This window comes from Myxococcus llanfairpwllgwyngyllgogerychwyrndrobwllllantysiliogogogochensis (assembly GCF_006636215.1).
In the GTDB taxonomy this organism is placed as follows: Bacteria; Myxococcota; Myxococcia; order Myxococcales; family Myxococcaceae; genus Myxococcus; species Myxococcus llanfairpwllgwyngyllgogerychwyrndrobwllllantysiliogogogochensis.
In genome coordinates this window covers 1-14,683 of sequence record NZ_VIFM01000274.1, presented here as the reverse complement: position 1 = coordinate 14,683, position 14,683 = coordinate 1, and the positions used below count along the sequence as shown (strand labels likewise).

At 69.0% G+C, this 14,683-nt stretch carries 13 protein-coding genes; 8 read left to right on the top strand and 5 right to left on the bottom strand.

Going from position 1 to position 14,683, the window contains the following annotated elements:
* The 5 genes from FJV41_RS40810 to FJV41_RS40790 form a co-directional block, all read left to right on the top strand.
* A partial coding sequence (locus FJV41_RS40810) for a peptidoglycan-binding domain-containing protein (protein ID WP_141648033.1) occupies nt 1-317 on the top strand: 317 nt, incomplete at its 5' end.
* Between the two features lie 9 nt (nt 318-326).
* Nucleotides 327-2,426, top strand: coding sequence for a hypothetical protein (locus tag FJV41_RS40805; RefSeq protein ID WP_141648032.1), 2,100 nt, complete (start codon nt 327-329; stop codon nt 2,424-2,426).
* Nucleotides 2,423-4,003 carry a hypothetical protein gene (locus tag FJV41_RS40800; RefSeq protein ID WP_141648031.1) on the top strand — a complete coding sequence of 527 codons (1,581 nt, stop codon included), beginning with the start codon at nt 2,423-2,425 and terminating at the stop codon, nt 4,001-4,003. Before FJV41_RS40805 ends, FJV41_RS40800 begins: the two co-directional genes overlap by 4 nt.
* Before the next feature lie 116 nt (nt 4,004-4,119).
* Complete coding sequence (locus FJV41_RS40795; protein ID WP_141648030.1) at nt 4,120-4,629, top strand: cytochrome c-type biogenesis protein; 510 nt, start codon at nt 4,120-4,122, stop codon at nt 4,627-4,629.
* Nucleotides 4,630-4,632: 3 nt separating this feature from the next.
* Entirely contained in the window at nt 4,633-5,607 is a 975-nt protein-coding gene (locus FJV41_RS40790; RefSeq protein ID WP_141648029.1) for a tetratricopeptide repeat protein, read from the top strand.
* Nucleotides 5,608-5,694: 87 nt separating this feature from the next.
* Here FJV41_RS40790 and FJV41_RS40785 read toward each other — a convergent pair whose 3' ends face one another.
* The gene (locus tag FJV41_RS40785) at nt 5,695-6,267 is read right to left on the bottom strand and encodes a tRNA-uridine aminocarboxypropyltransferase (protein WP_141648028.1); all 573 of its coding nucleotides are present in this window, start codon (nt 6,265-6,267) and stop codon (nt 5,695-5,697) included.
* 404 nt (nt 6,268-6,671) lie between these two features.
* Between FJV41_RS40785 and FJV41_RS40780 the strand changes: the two genes are divergently transcribed.
* The 3 genes from FJV41_RS40780 to FJV41_RS40770 all read left to right on the top strand — a co-directional run bounded on the left by FJV41_RS40780 (nt 6,672) and on the right by FJV41_RS40770 (nt 9,873).
* Entirely contained in the window at nt 6,672-7,325 is a 654-nt protein-coding gene (locus tag FJV41_RS40780; protein ID WP_306440938.1) for a DUF6310 domain-containing protein, read from the top strand.
* A gap of 1 nt (nt 7,326) precedes the next feature.
* Nucleotides 7,327-8,082, top strand: coding sequence for a DUF5953 family protein (locus FJV41_RS40775; protein WP_141648027.1), 756 nt, complete (start codon nt 7,327-7,329; stop codon nt 8,080-8,082).
* A 111-nt stretch (nt 8,083-8,193) separates the two neighbouring features.
* Nucleotides 8,194-9,873, top strand: a complete 1,680-nt coding sequence (locus tag FJV41_RS40770) for a hypothetical protein (protein ID WP_141648026.1) — start codon at nt 8,194-8,196, stop codon at nt 9,871-9,873.
* A gap of 125 nt (nt 9,874-9,998) precedes the next feature.
* On the opposite strand, the gene FJV41_RS40765 is transcribed toward FJV41_RS40770, so the two are convergent.
* The 4 genes from FJV41_RS40765 to FJV41_RS40750 are packed head-to-tail and all read right to left on the bottom strand — an operon-like array spanning nt 9,999 to nt 14,665.
* Complete coding sequence (locus tag FJV41_RS40765) at nt 9,999-11,201, bottom strand: GNAT family N-acetyltransferase (protein WP_141648025.1); 1,203 nt, start codon at nt 11,199-11,201, stop codon at nt 9,999-10,001.
* Nucleotides 11,202-11,253: 52 nt separating this feature from the next.
* Nucleotides 11,254-12,432, bottom strand: a complete 1,179-nt coding sequence (locus FJV41_RS40760; RefSeq protein ID WP_371746305.1) for a DegT/DnrJ/EryC1/StrS family aminotransferase — start codon at nt 12,430-12,432, stop codon at nt 11,254-11,256.
* Nucleotides 12,420-13,538: a GNAT family N-acetyltransferase gene (locus FJV41_RS40755; protein ID WP_141648024.1), complete on the bottom strand. Its 1,119-nt coding sequence runs from the start codon at nt 13,536-13,538 to the stop codon at nt 12,420-12,422. Before FJV41_RS40755 ends, FJV41_RS40760 begins: the two co-directional genes overlap by 13 nt.
* Nucleotides 13,539-13,573: 35 nt before the next feature.
* The gene (locus FJV41_RS40750; RefSeq protein WP_141648023.1) at nt 13,574-14,665 is read right to left on the bottom strand and encodes a gluconeogenesis factor YvcK family protein; all 1,092 of its coding nucleotides are present in this window, start codon (nt 14,663-14,665) and stop codon (nt 13,574-13,576) included.
* Between the last annotated feature and the right edge of the window lie 18 nt (nt 14,666-14,683).

The following is a 14,683-nucleotide window of genomic DNA, read 5'->3' as shown; positions in this document are numbered from 1 at the left end:
GCCCCGGCCAGCCTCCCCGATATCCCCCGTCCATCGTCGCCAGCGACTTCATGGACACGCACGCCTCGGTGGAGCCCTCGCCCGACCTGCTGAGCTGGGCGCTGCACCTCGAATCCCCCGCGACCTTCGACGCCGACGCGATGACGGCCGCCCAGGAACGACTGCACAACCTGGGCTTCCTCATCGAAGGCGAGCGCGGCGCTCCCGGGCCCCGCACTCGCGCCGCGGTGCGCGCCTTCCAGCGCCACCATGGACTCGCGGAAACAGGTCAGCTCGCGGACGTGCAACGCGAGCTGATTCGCCGTCACGACACGTGAGCCCCCGCCATGGCACGCCTCGCTCTCTCGGCCCATGTCGCGCTCACTCCTCCCAGTGGACGCAATCGCAACCGGCTTCGTCTCGCCAGCTTCGGCGTCACGGACTTCCGGCTCTCCATCCCCGGCGGCGCGACCTCCCGCTTCCATCGCCCGGGACTCCGCACACGCACCACCGAGGCTCCCGAAGATGACTTCCACTTCGTGCCCGAAGTGGAGCCCGCGGAGCTGACCTATCGGCTCTCCAATGACGCCCACCTCGTGCGCGTCGGTCGCCTGGAGCTGTTCACCCGCCACGCGAAGAAGCCCCTGTGGACCCGGGACCTGACCGCCGAGGAGCTCACGGGCGGCGAGCACCGCCTGCCCTGGGACGGCACCGTCACCGCGTGCGAGACCTTTCCCGACGGCGTCGTCACCGTGGAGCACTCGCCCTACAAGCTCAAGCTGACGCTCCAGGGCGCGGGCCTCCCGGAGTGCCCCGTCGCCTGGACGTACTTCCATGTCCTGGTGGATGGGATTGAGCTGGAGCTGGGTGACTCCCGCGTGCTCACGCGACAGAGGGACCGCGACGTGGCGACGGCGCTCGGACGGCTTCCATCCGACGGAGAGCGGGCGGAGATTCGACTCGTCAGCAACCTCTTCAAGACACGCATCGAGGAGATGGGCGACGACACGGACGTCCGGCAATACCGCCACGCGTGGGGCATGGGGCCCGATGTCCCCATCTTCGCCCGCGCCTGGCTCAAGGACTCACAGAACCGTCGCGTCGACGCGCCCCGCGCGCTCGGAAGGGTCCGCTTCCTCTGGGACTGGGAGGACGAAGCCGAGGACCTCACCCAGCACCCGCCCGTAGCCCGCGCCTACCTGGAGCACGCGCTGGCACGGCAATGCCAGACCTCACGCCCCAAGGGAGACAACGCGCACCGCGACGTGGGAGGAAAGCGCGGCCAGCCCTCCGCGGCGGTCTTCCCTCGGCAGACCGGTTACACCCCTCAGGCCGAGCCCCGGGACGGAGCGTTCCCCTTCCGCGTCGTGCCGTGTTCGAAGCGCAAGTGGGCGGCGTACAGCCTGCCGTGGACTTGCGGCGCCTTCGCGGGGCGAACGGGCGTGGTGTTCCAACCCTCGCGCATCGCGGGTGATGCCTGGCGCGTGACAGTGCAGCTTGCCTACGACAAGCGGAAGGACGGCGGCGTCGTGCTGGACGTCGAGGACGAGGCCCCCCTCCCCGCCTCCATCCAGGCCCGCACCGGCATCTTCGAGTCCTGGCGCGAGGTCCACATCTCCCGCGTCCTGCGCAAGCACCCGAGCGTCACCAGCGTCTGCATCGCCGACCTCCAGCAACACTTCGCGCGTGCCTTTCTTCGACTGGAAGACCGCAGCGGCGGTGTCACCGCCATGGACGCGGCCACCTACAACTCACGCATCGCCCGAGCCGTCGCTGCCCTGTCGCCGGAGGTCCGCGCCGCCATCGACCCCTCCGTGGACCAATACGCTGCGGGCCCGCATGCCCTCACTTTTCGCACCTACCCGAACTTTCTCGACGAAGTGAAGCGGCTGCGCGGAGGTGGGCGCGCCACCGCTTCTCTCTGGCTCGATTCCGGCAAGGTCGCGAGTAGGGACAACAAGGAACACAGGTACCATCGTCTCTGTAAGGACTGGGCCAAGAGCATCCTCGTCACGGCCTTCGACGAGCCCACCGGCGGCACGCCGGGCATCGTGCTCCTGCAGTTCAATGGCCTCTACAATCTCGAAACAGAACCTGGGAGCAGTCGCGTCAATGGATTCTCCCAGGAGTTTCCCTCGAAGGACCGCGCTCGCTGCGCCGTCGTGCAATGCGGAACCGCGAGGAACTACAGCGGCGGCGCCAACTCGCTCGTGCAGACCATCGCCCACGAGGTGGGCCATCAGCTCTTCCTTCCCCATGCCCCCTTCCCGGTCCACCGGGTGCCCACCGGCGCGAGGACTGAACAGCATGACCAGGACGGGAGCGATTGTCTGATGGGTTACGACTTCTCCGTGGAACGACGGTTCTGTGGCATGTGCCTGCTACGACTCCGGGGCTGGAACAAACAGGCGCTGAGCAGCATCGGAAGTCGGAACGCCCGGCCATGAGCCCAATTTTCCTGGCCTGCCACGCGGTCCTCGTGTCGCTGACGCTCGCGAGCACGCCCCCTCGCCCCACCCCGAGTCCTTCCAAGCCGACTGGAGGTCCCTCCGTGCGCATCCAGATCAACCTGCCCCAGGAGCGCTTCACCGCCATCGAGGACCGCATCCCGCGCGTCACCGTGCGCAACGAGGGCCCATCTCCGGTGGAGCTGGCGGACCCCTTCCGGAACGCAGATGACACGCTCACGTACACGCTCACGGGCCCGGAGTATCCCCAGGGCCGCAGCGCCAACGCGCGCGAGTTCACCCTTCGCAATCCAGACCACGCCGTCTCCCCCGACGCCGCCCCGCGCGTGAGGCTCGGCGTGGGACAGGCGCTCGAGTCCGTGCTGGAGCTGCACGAGTGGCTTCCCGTCACCCGTCCCGGACGCTATCGCCTGGAGGCGCGGCTGGAGCAGCCGGCGCTCTCGGTGGAGTCGACGCCCGTCGAGTTCGAGATCGTCGCGTCGACCTCGGGTCCCGCGTCCTTGGGCTTCGACGTGGCGGCCAGGTATCGCAGCAGCGTCTTCGCCACGTGGTTCCAGGAGATTGAGGGCCGGCCGATGCTCGTCGCGGGCGTCTATGCGGACGCGACGGACGACAGTGAGTGGGGCGTGCGGTGGAGTCCCGCGACCATCCTCGGCCCTGTCGAGCCCGGCTCCAGAGACGCCCTGGCGCCGTGGACCAACAACACACAGGGCGCGCCGTGTGTCGACTGGGTGGTCTGGCGCAAGGGCGCCTCGGTGATGGCCCTGGCGGAGCCCGCAACCACCGAGCATCCGTTTCGCATGGACCTGGAGGCGCCCCCCGAGTCCCTGGTGCGTCCGCCCCTCCAGACAGCCGCCGGTGAGCTGTTCATTCCCTTCATCGCCGCGGGCGGGAGGGAGCTTCGGCTCCTCCGCTTCCAGTCCACCCTCGATTCGACGGAGGTCACCCCCGGCCGCGAGGTGGGGCGCGTGCGGCTGCCAGGAAAACCCATCGCCTCGCGCGCCACCATCCAGCCCGACTCCCTGGGAGACGCCATCAGCGTGGTGCTCGTCGAGGACACGGCCGAAGGACTGGACCTGCACCATGTGCGCAGCCGTGCCGGAGGTGGGCTCACCCGCGTCGCCAGCACCCGCCTGCCTGGGCTCAGAGCGCTTCCCAGCTCGGAGCCCGGGCTGTGGATGGACCCGGCGGGCAGGCTGAACGTCGCGGTGCTCGCAGCGTCACTGAAGCACCCACGCCGGGCCATGCTCGCGCAGGTGCGCTACCGGGCGGATGGGAGGCTGGAGTCGCCCCCTCGGGTGAAGGCCTTGGCGGAGCTCCCCGCGGTACCTCGCGCGGCCATCGCCCGGCACCATCCGGAGGACCTGAGCAAGGGCGAGCTGTTCTGGGCCATCCTGCTGGTGGATGGGCGGATGGTGACCTCCTCCACGAAGAATGGAGGCCCGATAACGCCCCGTCATCCGGTGGCCCTGCCGCTCGAGCTCTACCCGGCCCGGGACACGTATGTGCTCACCGTGGACCCCGTGCTCGGACCTTCCTTCGAGCCCCTGCGCTGACACCGTGACGGATGCCCACCTACAGCCCGGGCGGCGGGGCGGGCGTCCGGCGCTCAGGTTTCACTGTCCAACACGGGCCCGGTAGAGCTAGGTAGAGACGGCTCCCGGGAGTTCCGATGACCGCCGCCCTGCTTTCCCTGACCCTTGCATTCGGCCTCATCACCGGCCAGTTCGCGCCCCAGCAGGCGGCGAGCGAGCCTCTCGCGCCCGAACTCGAGGTCCGCGTCCAGCAGCTCGGCAAGACGTTGCGCTGCGCGGTGTGCCAGGGCCTCTCCATCTCCGACAGCCCGTCCTCCATGGCGCGCGCGCAGCTCGACATGGTCCGCGAGCTGGTCTCCGAGGGGAAGAACGACCAGGAAGTCGTCGACTTCTTCGTGTCCCGCTACGGAGAGTGGGTGCTGCTGGAGCCCAAGGCGGAGGGCTTCAACTGGTTCGTCTGGCTGGGCCCCGTCGCGCTCCTCATGGTGGGCGGGTTCGTCATCTGGCGACAGGTCCAGCAAGGACCGCCCCCGCAGGCCACGGCGGCCACGCAGGCCACTCCTTCCGCGCCCACTCCGGGCACCCCTTCCGCGGCGGATGACGCCGACCCCTACCTCCAGGCCGTGCGCCGGGAGCTGGAGCGCTAAGCCATGCAGCAACAGCCGACCAACTGGTTGCCCGGTATCATCGTCCTCGCCGTGGCCTTCATCGCCGCCGCCGCGTGGCTGCTCTTCATGCGTCGCAAGGGCGCGCTCACCACGCCCGAGCCCAAGGATGGTGTGCTCGACGACCTGGGCCAGCGCGCGCAGTCGCTCATCGACCAGCTGCGCACCCTGGAGGCGGACAAACACAACCTGGCCGCCGAGCAGTACGCCGCGGAGAAGTCCCGCCTGGAGCACGAGGCCGCCGCGGCCTTTCGCGCCAAGGACGAGCACCTCAAGCGCAAGGCGTCCAGTGGGGAGCCGCGCGCCCGGACGCAGCAGGCGCCCGCGCCCACTGGCTGGTCGGCGCGCAATCCGCAGTTGTCTGGCGCGCTGTGGGGCGCTGGCATCGTCCTGTTCTTCGGAGGACTGGGCTACCTGCTCGTCTCCGAGCAGCAGGCGCGCACCGACGGGCAGGAGGCCACCGGCCGCATGCCTCCGGGCGCCCCCGGGCAGGGTCAGGCGCCGCAGCAGGGCGGCATGGGCGCGCAGCAGCCGGAAGGCGCGGAGATGGAGGAGGCGCGCGCGCGGCTGGAGGCCAATCCGTTCGACCTGGACTCCGCGTCCATGCTCAGCCACGAGCTGATTCGTCGTCAGCAGTTCGACGAGGCCGCGACGGTGACGGCCAAGGGCCTGGCGGTGGACCCGTTCCACGTCGAGCTGCGCGTGCACCGGGGCGTGCTGCGCGCCACTCGAGGGGACATGGAGGGCGCCGAGGCGGAGCTGACCGAGCTGGTCAACACGTGGCCCGACGCGCAGGAGGCGCTCATCTTCCTGGGCAGCCTCGCGCTGCGCCGCGACGACAAGCTCAAGGCGCTGGAGCACTTCGAGCGGTTCTCCGTCGAGGTGCCTCGCAACATGCAGCCTCCGCAGCTCCTGCCCGCGATTGCCCAGCTGCGCTCCGAGGTGGCCGCGGTTCCGTGATGGGTCCGGGCTTCCGCTCTGGAAGCCCGTGTGGTCCACACAGTTGTCGAGACGGGTCCGTGAGTGGACGGGCCCTGTGCGACGGAGTCAGTTGAGCGTGCCGCACTCGGCGATGCGCTGAACTCGCAGCGCGGCCAGTCGCTCCAGCGCCGCCGCCGCCTCGGGTCCTTCCAGCATCGCCACCGCGCGGGCTATCGCGTCGAGGGTGGACATCCCGGACGGATGCGTGGGCTCGCGGAGCATGAGCATTCCGGACTCGGGCGGTGGGAGGACGAGTCTTGGAAGTGTCCGGAGCACGGGGATGCGTTGAGACATCCGCCGAGCCTGGGACCAGCTCCCGTCCAGCACCACGAGCTGTCGGGGCGCGGGGGCATCCGGCGGTGCGGCGGGACCGTCTGGGAAGAGCATCCAGGTGCCCGGCTCGGAGAGGACCGACGTGTCGAAGGACTCATCCGGCGCGCCGTAGGTGAGCAGCTTCGCGTTCGACAGCGCGAGCGCGGCCACCCGTCCGGTGTTGCTCTTCTTCCATGTCTCCACGATGTGCTGGAGCAGGACGATGCGGGTGCGCGTCGCGACCTGGGGAATCTCTGCGCACAGGCACAGGTGCTGCGGGAGGTTGCAGCGCTGACAACGCGGGCGACGAAAGACGGGGACAGACATCCTCCTGCATCCTGTTCCGCGAGCCCCTGGAAGAGAAGCGCTTGTTCTGATTCCGGTGGGGTGTTCACGCCAGAGCAGGCAAGCTTTGCCCCGTGGAGCCCTGACTTGATTGAAAGGACGTGGCGATGCGTTCCCGCACATGCAGCGCGCTCCTGCTTGTTCTCACAGCCTGCGCTACCGCCACCCCCATCCCAGAGGCGACTTCCGCTCGGAGCCCAAGGCTCGCGAACCTCCGGCGAGCGGCGACGCTTCCATGGAGCGACGGAGGAAGGTGCGTCGTCCAGGAGGCTGACCTCCCCTGGCCCAGGGTGGTGGACCGGTGCTTTGATTCTCTCGACCATGAACGGATCCGGTTCAGGGATCCGACGGGAAGATGCGCTGTCGCCTCCGCTGGTGCGGTCGTCATGGGCGTGGGCGTCTGCATCCTGGCCGCACCTGAGATTCTGGTTGGAGCGGTGATCATCACGGGCGCGGTGGTCGTCGCCGTCGCCATCAAGGGGGCGTTGGATGCGTATGAGCTACGACACCCCTATCCCGATGAAACGGGCCACGCTCCTGAGACGAAGCCCCTGGCCGACACGGAGCACGCGCCACAGGAGCCCCTGGCGAAACCACGGCTTGAACCGGAGCCAGCGGCGCAGGACTGGCTACCGCCCCTACCGCCTGATCTCCCTGAGGGAGAGCGCAGCCGCAGGTGTGAGCCTCGACGGGTGAATCACCGTGGCGGCAATGACCCGCACAACCAATGCGCTGACAAGGTTCCGAACAACAGCTTCCCTGGATGGGATGTGTTCGTGAACGGCAAGAATTTCGACGCCCTGCAATTGGCCAGGCGCACGCTCTGGGAGGTCAAGACCGACAACTTCGACACGTACAGCGCCTTTCTCCGAGGTCGGGTGATCAAGGATCAGGTGGCGGAGATGCGGCTTGAGCGTGGCCTCGCGCTGGCCTGCCGGTTTGACTTCCGGGTGGGTGTGCGCAGCGAAGCACATCAGGAAGCGTTAGAAGAAGCGGCCCCGGACCTCAAGGGCTTTATCGTCGTCATGGACTGGTGCTGAGATGACAGCCAAGCGAGAAATGACCCTCATCGTCTATGCACCTGCGCTCATGGGTGACGACAACCGTCCTGTGACCGTGGTTCAGGGGATGGAGCGTGCATTCCCTGGTTTGCGCCTGGATTGGAAGGTCTCGGAAGACGGGTGCCCCATCGCATTGCCGCAACGCGACGCATGGCTCAAGGAAGAGGCAAAAGACGGGGGGTTCCCGCTCCTGTGCAACGGTGACGAGAGTTCCCCTGTGATGATTTCGGGGATGGAGATACCCGCGGGCCTCTCTCCAGGGGGGCACGCACAATTCGAGGTCCGTGCCGATCTGCCCCCAGACACAGCAGGGATTGTGTCGGCCGAGAATGTGCTAGCGGCGGTGGCGGAAAGCGCACGCGCGCATTGGGGACATGTCACACCATTCAGGGCAAGCCTGGACATCGCGCGCCAGACAAGGAATCGAGCAGACGACCTGGACCCGCCTCCCCGCGGCCTGCCGGTGATCGCGTCCCCGGGTGCCATGGGCTCGCCTGAGATTCCCCATCGCCTGGGTTGGCTGAACTATTGGTCGGCGGCTGCCGCACGCACCATCGGCTTCCCGGACCCTTCCCGTGACGCGGAGCTGCTTTCACGGGCGCGGCCCACCGCGACGGGCGGCTGGGTTGTGCAGCTCACCGACGAGCCGCTCAATCTCGACAACCCCTCGCATCTCGACGCGCTGCTACGCGCCTATGAGCGCTTTCCGGTGATCGGCGGTCGCGCCACTTCCTGATCCGTAGAGCGCACCCCCTCCCGCTGTTACTGGCTGAGCCGTTGCATTCGCGCCCTGTCACAGTGTTACATCGTGACCGCAGTGCAGCACCGTGACTGAAGAGGGGGAGACATGTCGACTCGTATCTCGAAGGACGCATCGCCCGTCGCGAATGTCGCGGCGGAGCAGGCCCGTCGTGCCGCGGAGGAAGCCGCGCGGCGTGCGGCGGAAGAAGCGGCCCGGCGCATGTTGGAAGAACTCACGAGGCTCGCCGCCCAGGCCGCGAGCCTGGACGCCAAGAAGCCCGACTCATTCAAGACCGCGCAACCCCAGACGCGAGGCCCGGACCTCGCGACCGATGGAACCTCCGCACCCGGCACCTCGCTCGCGAGCGAGAACGCGAAGGACGGCCGGGTGAACTGCCTGGACGCGATCGCGGACTTCCTGTCGCTGGCGCCCGCCGTCATCCGCGCACGCTCGGAGGTCCTCTTCCTGAAGGACAGCCGCCCCGGCACCGAGGGCACCACGGGCCACGTCGTCATCCGCCAGGGCAACAACATCTACGACCCCACGACGCGCGAATGGACCGCGTCGGAGACCTGGCTGAAGCAGCACCCCGAGTACTCCATCGCGGGCTCCGTGCCAGGGAGCACGGTGAACACGATTCTCTCCGCTCCCCCTGGCCCGGAACGAGAGGCCGCGCTGGCCCGGGCGAACCTTCCACCGGAGATCGCGAACATGGTGGTGGCGGACACGGGCGCATCGCTCCCCGTCCCCGCCTGGCTCGAACAAGGCGGCCCTCCACCGTGGATGCACGGCGCCTGGCACCATCTGGATGCCACGGCCCAGGCGAGCGTCCTGAACGGCATCCGCGAGAATTGGAGCCAGCACGTCGAGGACATGGCCCCCGCGTGGATTCGCGACCCGTCCCTGTCTCCTCCACCCTTGACGGAGGACTGGAGCGAGCTGTCGCCGGAAGAGCAGCGCGCGACGGCCGAAGAGCACTGGGCCACGCTGGTCGAGGAAGAGATGTCCCTCTACTTCGGGCCCCTGCCTGAAACCGGCGTGGCGGCGGAGACGCCTCTCATTGGCACCTCACGCGGGTGGCCCTGGGGCGAAGGCAGCGTCGGCGAGTGGGCCGCGAACCACTCCGCGGGACAAGACCCCATCGCCCAGTACCTGAACATCGGCGCCATCCTCAACGGCGAGGGCAAGGACTACACCCACGGCAACCTGTGCGGAGAGCTGTCCGCCCTCTCCGTCATGGGGATGGAGCTCGTGGACGGCCTCACCCGCTTCGCCAACCTCGGCTCCGACTACCGAGGCATCCTGAGCAACGGCGAGATGCTGACGAACTCCACCCACCTGGAGACCTTCCTGGCCAGCGAGGGCTGGAGAATCGTCGGTCAGCAGGCGGGCTCCGAGAACGACCCGACCATGAAGGACCTGGACGGCAGCTTCAGCGCCACCAACACGTACAACAACAACCACGCGCAGAACCCCACGCCCGAGGCCGTGCAACGCATCCTCGACGACGGCGGCGCATTGATGGTCCTCGTCAACATCGACGGCGCCGACAACGGAATGCTGGAGTCGGTGCGCACCTCGGACCAGGACATCACCCACTGGGTGAGCGTGGTCGACATCACCGAGAACGCCCAGGGACAGACGTACGTGCGCGTCTACAATCCCTATCAGAACCGCGAGGAGGTCTACTCGTGGGCGGACTTCAAGGCGGCCTGGCAGAGCCCCAGTGAGTCGGGCTTCACGTACGTCGCCGCGATGCCGCCCGACGCAACCAGCACGCCCTGAGCGAAGGGACGCGAGCGAAAGGGCGCGCGGCCATTCACGCCGCCGCCCTCTTCTGCTCGCATCGGACGCCCGCCTCCGGCCTCGCCTTACGCACGATGCCGGTCGCCTGCCTCACCGCGACGTCCTCAATCCACCGCGGCACGGCGACGCCGGAACCGGCGCACCTTCTCCACCCACGTGCCCGGCATCACCTGCTTCGCCGCGTTGCGCCCCTTGCGCGCCAGCTCCTCCGCCCGGGTGAACCAGGCCCCCGCGCGCGTCCCGCTGTGCACGCGCACGGACACCGTGCGCCGCTGCTTCGACACCCAGTCGGACTTGTACGTCTCGGTGCCTCGCAGGAAGTCGTACTCGGTGAGCCCGGCCTCCATCGCGTCCTTGAACGTCTCGCCCACCAGCACCAGGCCCACGCTGCGGTTGCGCCACTCCGGGTCATACCCGGACTGGAAGTACACGAAGCGGTCCCCGTGCACGATGCCGTACACCGAAGCCACGGCCCGGCCGCCCACCTTCATCGTGTACAGCCGCAGCCGTCCCCGCTCCGCGAGCAACTGCGTCGCGTCCCGGTGGAACGACTCCACACCCGTGCCCTTGATGCCCTGCGAGCCACCGTCCTCCGCCCACCGCGCCGAGTGCAGCCGGAAGAAGTCCGTCATCGGCCCGGCCAGCTCACCCGGCGCCTCGGTGCGCTCGATGCGGTAGCCGTCCTGCTTCTCCAGCCACTTGCGCCGCCGCAGGTAGTTGTCACGCCGACCCGTGCGCTTGAGGAACGCGTCGAACGGCTCGCGCGGGTCCAACACGTCGTACGGACACACGTACCGCTCCGACAGCCGCACGTCCTGTCCGGAGAAGGCCGCGCGCAGCACGTCCACCGTGACGGAGTCCTCGCGCAGGTCCGTCAAATCCAGCACGTCCCACTCCTCGCGCAGCGCCACCAGCATCCGCGCGAAGGCCCCCGCCACCTCGCGCTCCGCGCCCCGCCGGGCCACGACGTCCAGGTAGTCACTGCCCACGTGCGTCTCGCCCAGGAAGCCCAGGCGCCGCACCCGCGCACCCGTCACCCGACGCGTCTCCAACCCCAGCGGCAACAGCCCCACCAGCGTCCCCGCCGCGTCGCGCGCCGTCAGGACCAAGGGCCTGCGCCCCGGTTCGATGCGCCGGCACCACGGATACAACCACTCCCATGAATTGAAGGGCCCCGCGTGGCTCGAATCCAGCAGCGAATCCCACTCCGCGCGCATTCCCGCCAGCGCGGACAGACTGCCCACGGCGCTCACGTCCAGCCGCTGCGCGGCGCGCGGCCCCTGCCTCAGCTCGTCTTCGCGAATCACCGTCCCGCCTCCTCGGAGGGGAGAACCGCCCCTCCCATCCCCGCAGACCCACTCATCCCGCGCGCTTCTTCGTCCGCTTCTCCGCTCGCACCGCGTCGCGCACCACCAGCGCCACGTCCGCCATCACCTCCGGCGACAGGTCCTGGTGACACGGAATCTCCACGATGCTGCGCCGCAACTGCGCCACCTCGGGGAACGCCCCCGCGTCACACGCCGGATGGAAGCGCTTCCAGAAGTCGATGGCATCGATGCCCTTCGCCCTCAGCCGCGCGAGCACCTCCGCCTTCTCCTGCACCACCATCGGGAAGAAGAGTGGACACGCGCCGGGCGGCAGTTGGTTGAACAGCGGCGGCACCACGTCCCGCAGCCGGCCCAGCAGGTAGAAGTAGTTGCGCCGCCGCTTCTCGACGATGGACTCCAAATCCTGCGCCAGGGCGATCCGCTTCGTCAGCGGGCTCATGCCCAGGTCCACGTGCTTGCGGTCGAAGTGCTGCGTGCCCGTGGCCACGCGCTCGATGCTCGCCGCCTTCACCGTGCCGTGCCCCAGCGTGCGGACGAAGCCCCGCAGCGTGCGCCCCGCCGCCCCACCGCGCAGCTCCAGGTTCTGCAGCAGCGCGGACACCGTGTGGCTGAAGGTCGACGCGGACGGCGGCGACGGAGGCTCCGGCAGGCTGTAGGAGCGCGGCCCGTTCACCACCAGCGCGCCACCGTTCGGCACGGGCAGCGTCTTGTAGAGACAGTAGATGCCCACGTCCCCCGTCGTCCCGAGCGGCACCGAGCCATCCGACGACAGGAGCGACAGCGCGCAGTCCTCGATCAGCACCAGCCCGTGCTGGTCCGCCAGCTTGCGCATCTCTTCCACCGGGCCCGGGAAGCCCGCGTAGTGCGTCAGGTACAGCGCCTTCGTCTTCGGACCGATGCGCCGCGCCACGTCCTCCAGGTCCACGTCCCACCGGCTGCCCACCCGGTAGAAGCGCGGCGTGGCGCCCGCGTCCACCAGCGCCTCCACCTCCACGCCATGGTGGTACGACGGCATCAGGACTTCGCCCTTGTCCAACCCCAGCATCTTCACCGTGAGCCACACGGCGTTGCGGGCGAAGTAGAAGTAGCGGACGTTGGGGGACGAGAACGGCGGCAGTGCTCCGGGCCGGGGCTTGGACAGCAACATGCCAGGCCACAGCGTGGGCAGGGACGGCACGAACATCTTGCCCGGGGGAGTCATCGCTTCCATTTCGCCACCACCTCTTTCACCGCCGGGCTCCACCGGAACTTGGCCGCGCACAGCGCCCGGCCGAAGGCGGAGTCGTTGAAGATGTAGAGCCACGTGTGGCGCCGGACCTGGTCGGTCCAGTCGCGTTTCCACACCATGTCCGGCCCCAGGAAATCGAACTCGCGCAGGCCCCGGTCGATGCAGGCCCCCACCACTTCCTCCATCAGGAGCTGGCCCGGGCTGCACTCGCGCAGCGCCTCGTCGTAGCCAGGCTTCAAGAGGAAGTAGCGCCCGCCGTCTTCCAGGCCGTAGTGGAAGGCCACCGGCCGGCCCTCCAGCCGCAGGAAGTACAGCGCCAGCTTCTTGCGGTAGGCCGCATCGCGCCCCAGCTCCGTGTAGAAGCCGCGCGTCGCCGCGTCCTGCGCCATGGCCGTGCCGCGCTCGCCCTTCCAGCCGCTCTGCTCCAGCAGGAAGCCGTCCTCCAGCGTGCGCTCCAAATCGAGCCCGCCCTCCACCCGCTCGAAGGTGACGCGGCCCTTCTCCTCCAGCTTGCGACGCCGACGCCGGCAGTTCGCCTTGAACTTCGCCTGGAGTGACGCCTGGTACTTCTCCCGCGTCGCGGGCAGCGGAATGTACGGAGACTGGAGCGACTCCCACGCCCCCACGGGCATGTCCGCGCTGCGGGCCGCCGCGTGCAGTCGCCACGCCGAGCCCCCATCCGGCACGTCCGTCAAACGCAGCACGTCCCACCCGCCCCGCCGTCGCAGGTGCGAGAGGAACAGGGCCGCGGCGACCTCCGGCTCGCGGGCCAGCAGGTCAAAGCGACATGAGTGCGCATTGGCCGCGCCGGAGAGCTGACGCACCGGCACGCCGTACAGCGTGGTGCGCTCCTCCCACAGCGGCAGCGCCGCGCTCAACTGGCCGTCCGCATCCCGCAGCGTCAGCACGCGCAGGCGCGCGCCGGGGGCGAAGTTGTCCAGCCAGATGCGCAGGAACTCGTGCCGGTAGAACACCTCGCCGGACGTCGCCTCCACCAGCGCGTTCCACTCCGACTCCAGGGCCATGAAGGCCGCACGGTCGTCGACTTCGACGACGCGCGGCCCGGGGTTGCTCAGGGTTGCTTCCATGTTCGGGCGCCCAAGGTGGTGATGGGAAGGCGTGGCTACAAGCCGCTGCGCGCCATCTTCAACAAGCAGGCGGCGACCTTGCGGCTGTCGTGTCGGATCCTCGACCCATCCTTGAGGAGGTCGGCCCGCACCGGCACCACCCCCGCGGCGATGAGTTCGCGAGTGTCCACGTCGACGGGGAACGAGCCCCGCCGCCCGTACCGCCGCATGGCGTCCGGCGCCGGCAGCGTGCCGTTCACCAGCACCGCGTCCAGCACGGGGCCCACGTGCTCTCGCACCGCCTGCACGTGGTCCAGGCACGACATGCCGTCCGTCTCCCCCGGCTGCGTCATCAGGTTGGCCACCATGACCTTGAGCGCGCGCGTCTCCTTCAGCGCCTGGGCCACGCCGTCCACCAGCAGATTGGGCAAGAGGCTCGAGTACAGCGAGCCCGGGCCAATCGCCACCAGGTCCGCGGTGTAGATGGCCTCGAGCAGGCCCTCCACCGGAGGCGGCGAGCGCGGGCTGAGCGTCACCTTGCGCACCCGCCCCTGCGCCCGGCAGATGTTGCGCTCGCCGACGACCTCCGTGTCGTCATGCATCTGCGCCACCAGCTGCACGGAGGCCAGCGTGGACGGCAGCACCGTGCCGCGCGCGCCCAGCAGTTCGCCGGACATGCGCACCGCCTCCATGAAGTCGCCCTTGAGCTCCGCCAGCGCGGCGATGAGCAGGTTGCCCACTGCGTGACCGGCCAGCCCCCGCGCCCCACCGAAGCGGAACTGGAACACTTCCTTCAGCGCGCTGCGCCCCCCGGCCAGCGCCACCAGGCAATTTCGGATGTCACCCGGAGGCAGCGCGCCGTGCAGCCTGCGCAGGCGGCCGGAGCTGCCCCCGTCGTCGCTCATCGCCACCACGGCGGTGATGTCCACGCCCGGGTCGCCCGGCTTGGGCGCCGAGCGCTTCGCCAGGCCGCGCAGCACCATGGGAAGCCCCGTGCCGCCGCCAATGGCGACGATGCGCGTGGGCCGCTGCAGGTGCGGCTGCATCAGCTCGTTGCGGTCCGTCTCCCGTTCACGCTCACGCTCCCTGCGAGCACGGGCTTCCTCCCACGACTCCGGGAGCTGCGAATCCATGTCCATCCCCACCATGACCCAACCCCCATCCAC

Bases quoted from the DNA above. Each gene is read 5' to 3' on its own strand.
- FJV41_RS40800 (WP_141648031.1), top strand. From the start codon at position 2,423: ATGAGCCCAATTTTCCTGGCCTGCCACGCGGTCCTCGTGTCGCTGACG.
- FJV41_RS40785 (WP_141648028.1), bottom strand. From the start codon at position 6,267: ATGTCTGTCCCCGTCTTTCGTCGCCCGCGTTGTCAGCGCTGCAACCTC.
- FJV41_RS40750 (WP_141648023.1), bottom strand. From the start codon at position 14,665: ATGGTGGGGATGGACATGGATTCGCAGCTCCCGGAGTCGTGGGAGGAA.
- FJV41_RS40775 (WP_141648027.1), top strand. From the start codon at position 7,327: ATGACAGCCAAGCGAGAAATGACCCTCATCGTCTATGCACCTGCGCTC.
- FJV41_RS40770 (WP_141648026.1), top strand. From the start codon at position 8,194: ATGTCGACTCGTATCTCGAAGGACGCATCGCCCGTCGCGAATGTCGCG.
- FJV41_RS40795 (WP_141648030.1), top strand. From the start codon at position 4,120: ATGACCGCCGCCCTGCTTTCCCTGACCCTTGCATTCGGCCTCATCACC.
- FJV41_RS40780 (WP_306440938.1), top strand. From the start codon at position 6,672: ATGGGCGTGGGCGTCTGCATCCTGGCCGCACCTGAGATTCTGGTTGGA.
- FJV41_RS40760 (WP_371746305.1), bottom strand. From the start codon at position 12,432: ATGGAAGCGATGACTCCCCCGGGCAAGATGTTCGTGCCGTCCCTGCCC.
- FJV41_RS40790 (WP_141648029.1), top strand. From the start codon at position 4,633: ATGCAGCAACAGCCGACCAACTGGTTGCCCGGTATCATCGTCCTCGCC.
- FJV41_RS40805 (WP_141648032.1), top strand. From the start codon at position 327: ATGGCACGCCTCGCTCTCTCGGCCCATGTCGCGCTCACTCCTCCCAGT.
- FJV41_RS40755 (WP_141648024.1), bottom strand. From the start codon at position 13,538: ATGGAAGCAACCCTGAGCAACCCCGGGCCGCGCGTCGTCGAAGTCGAC.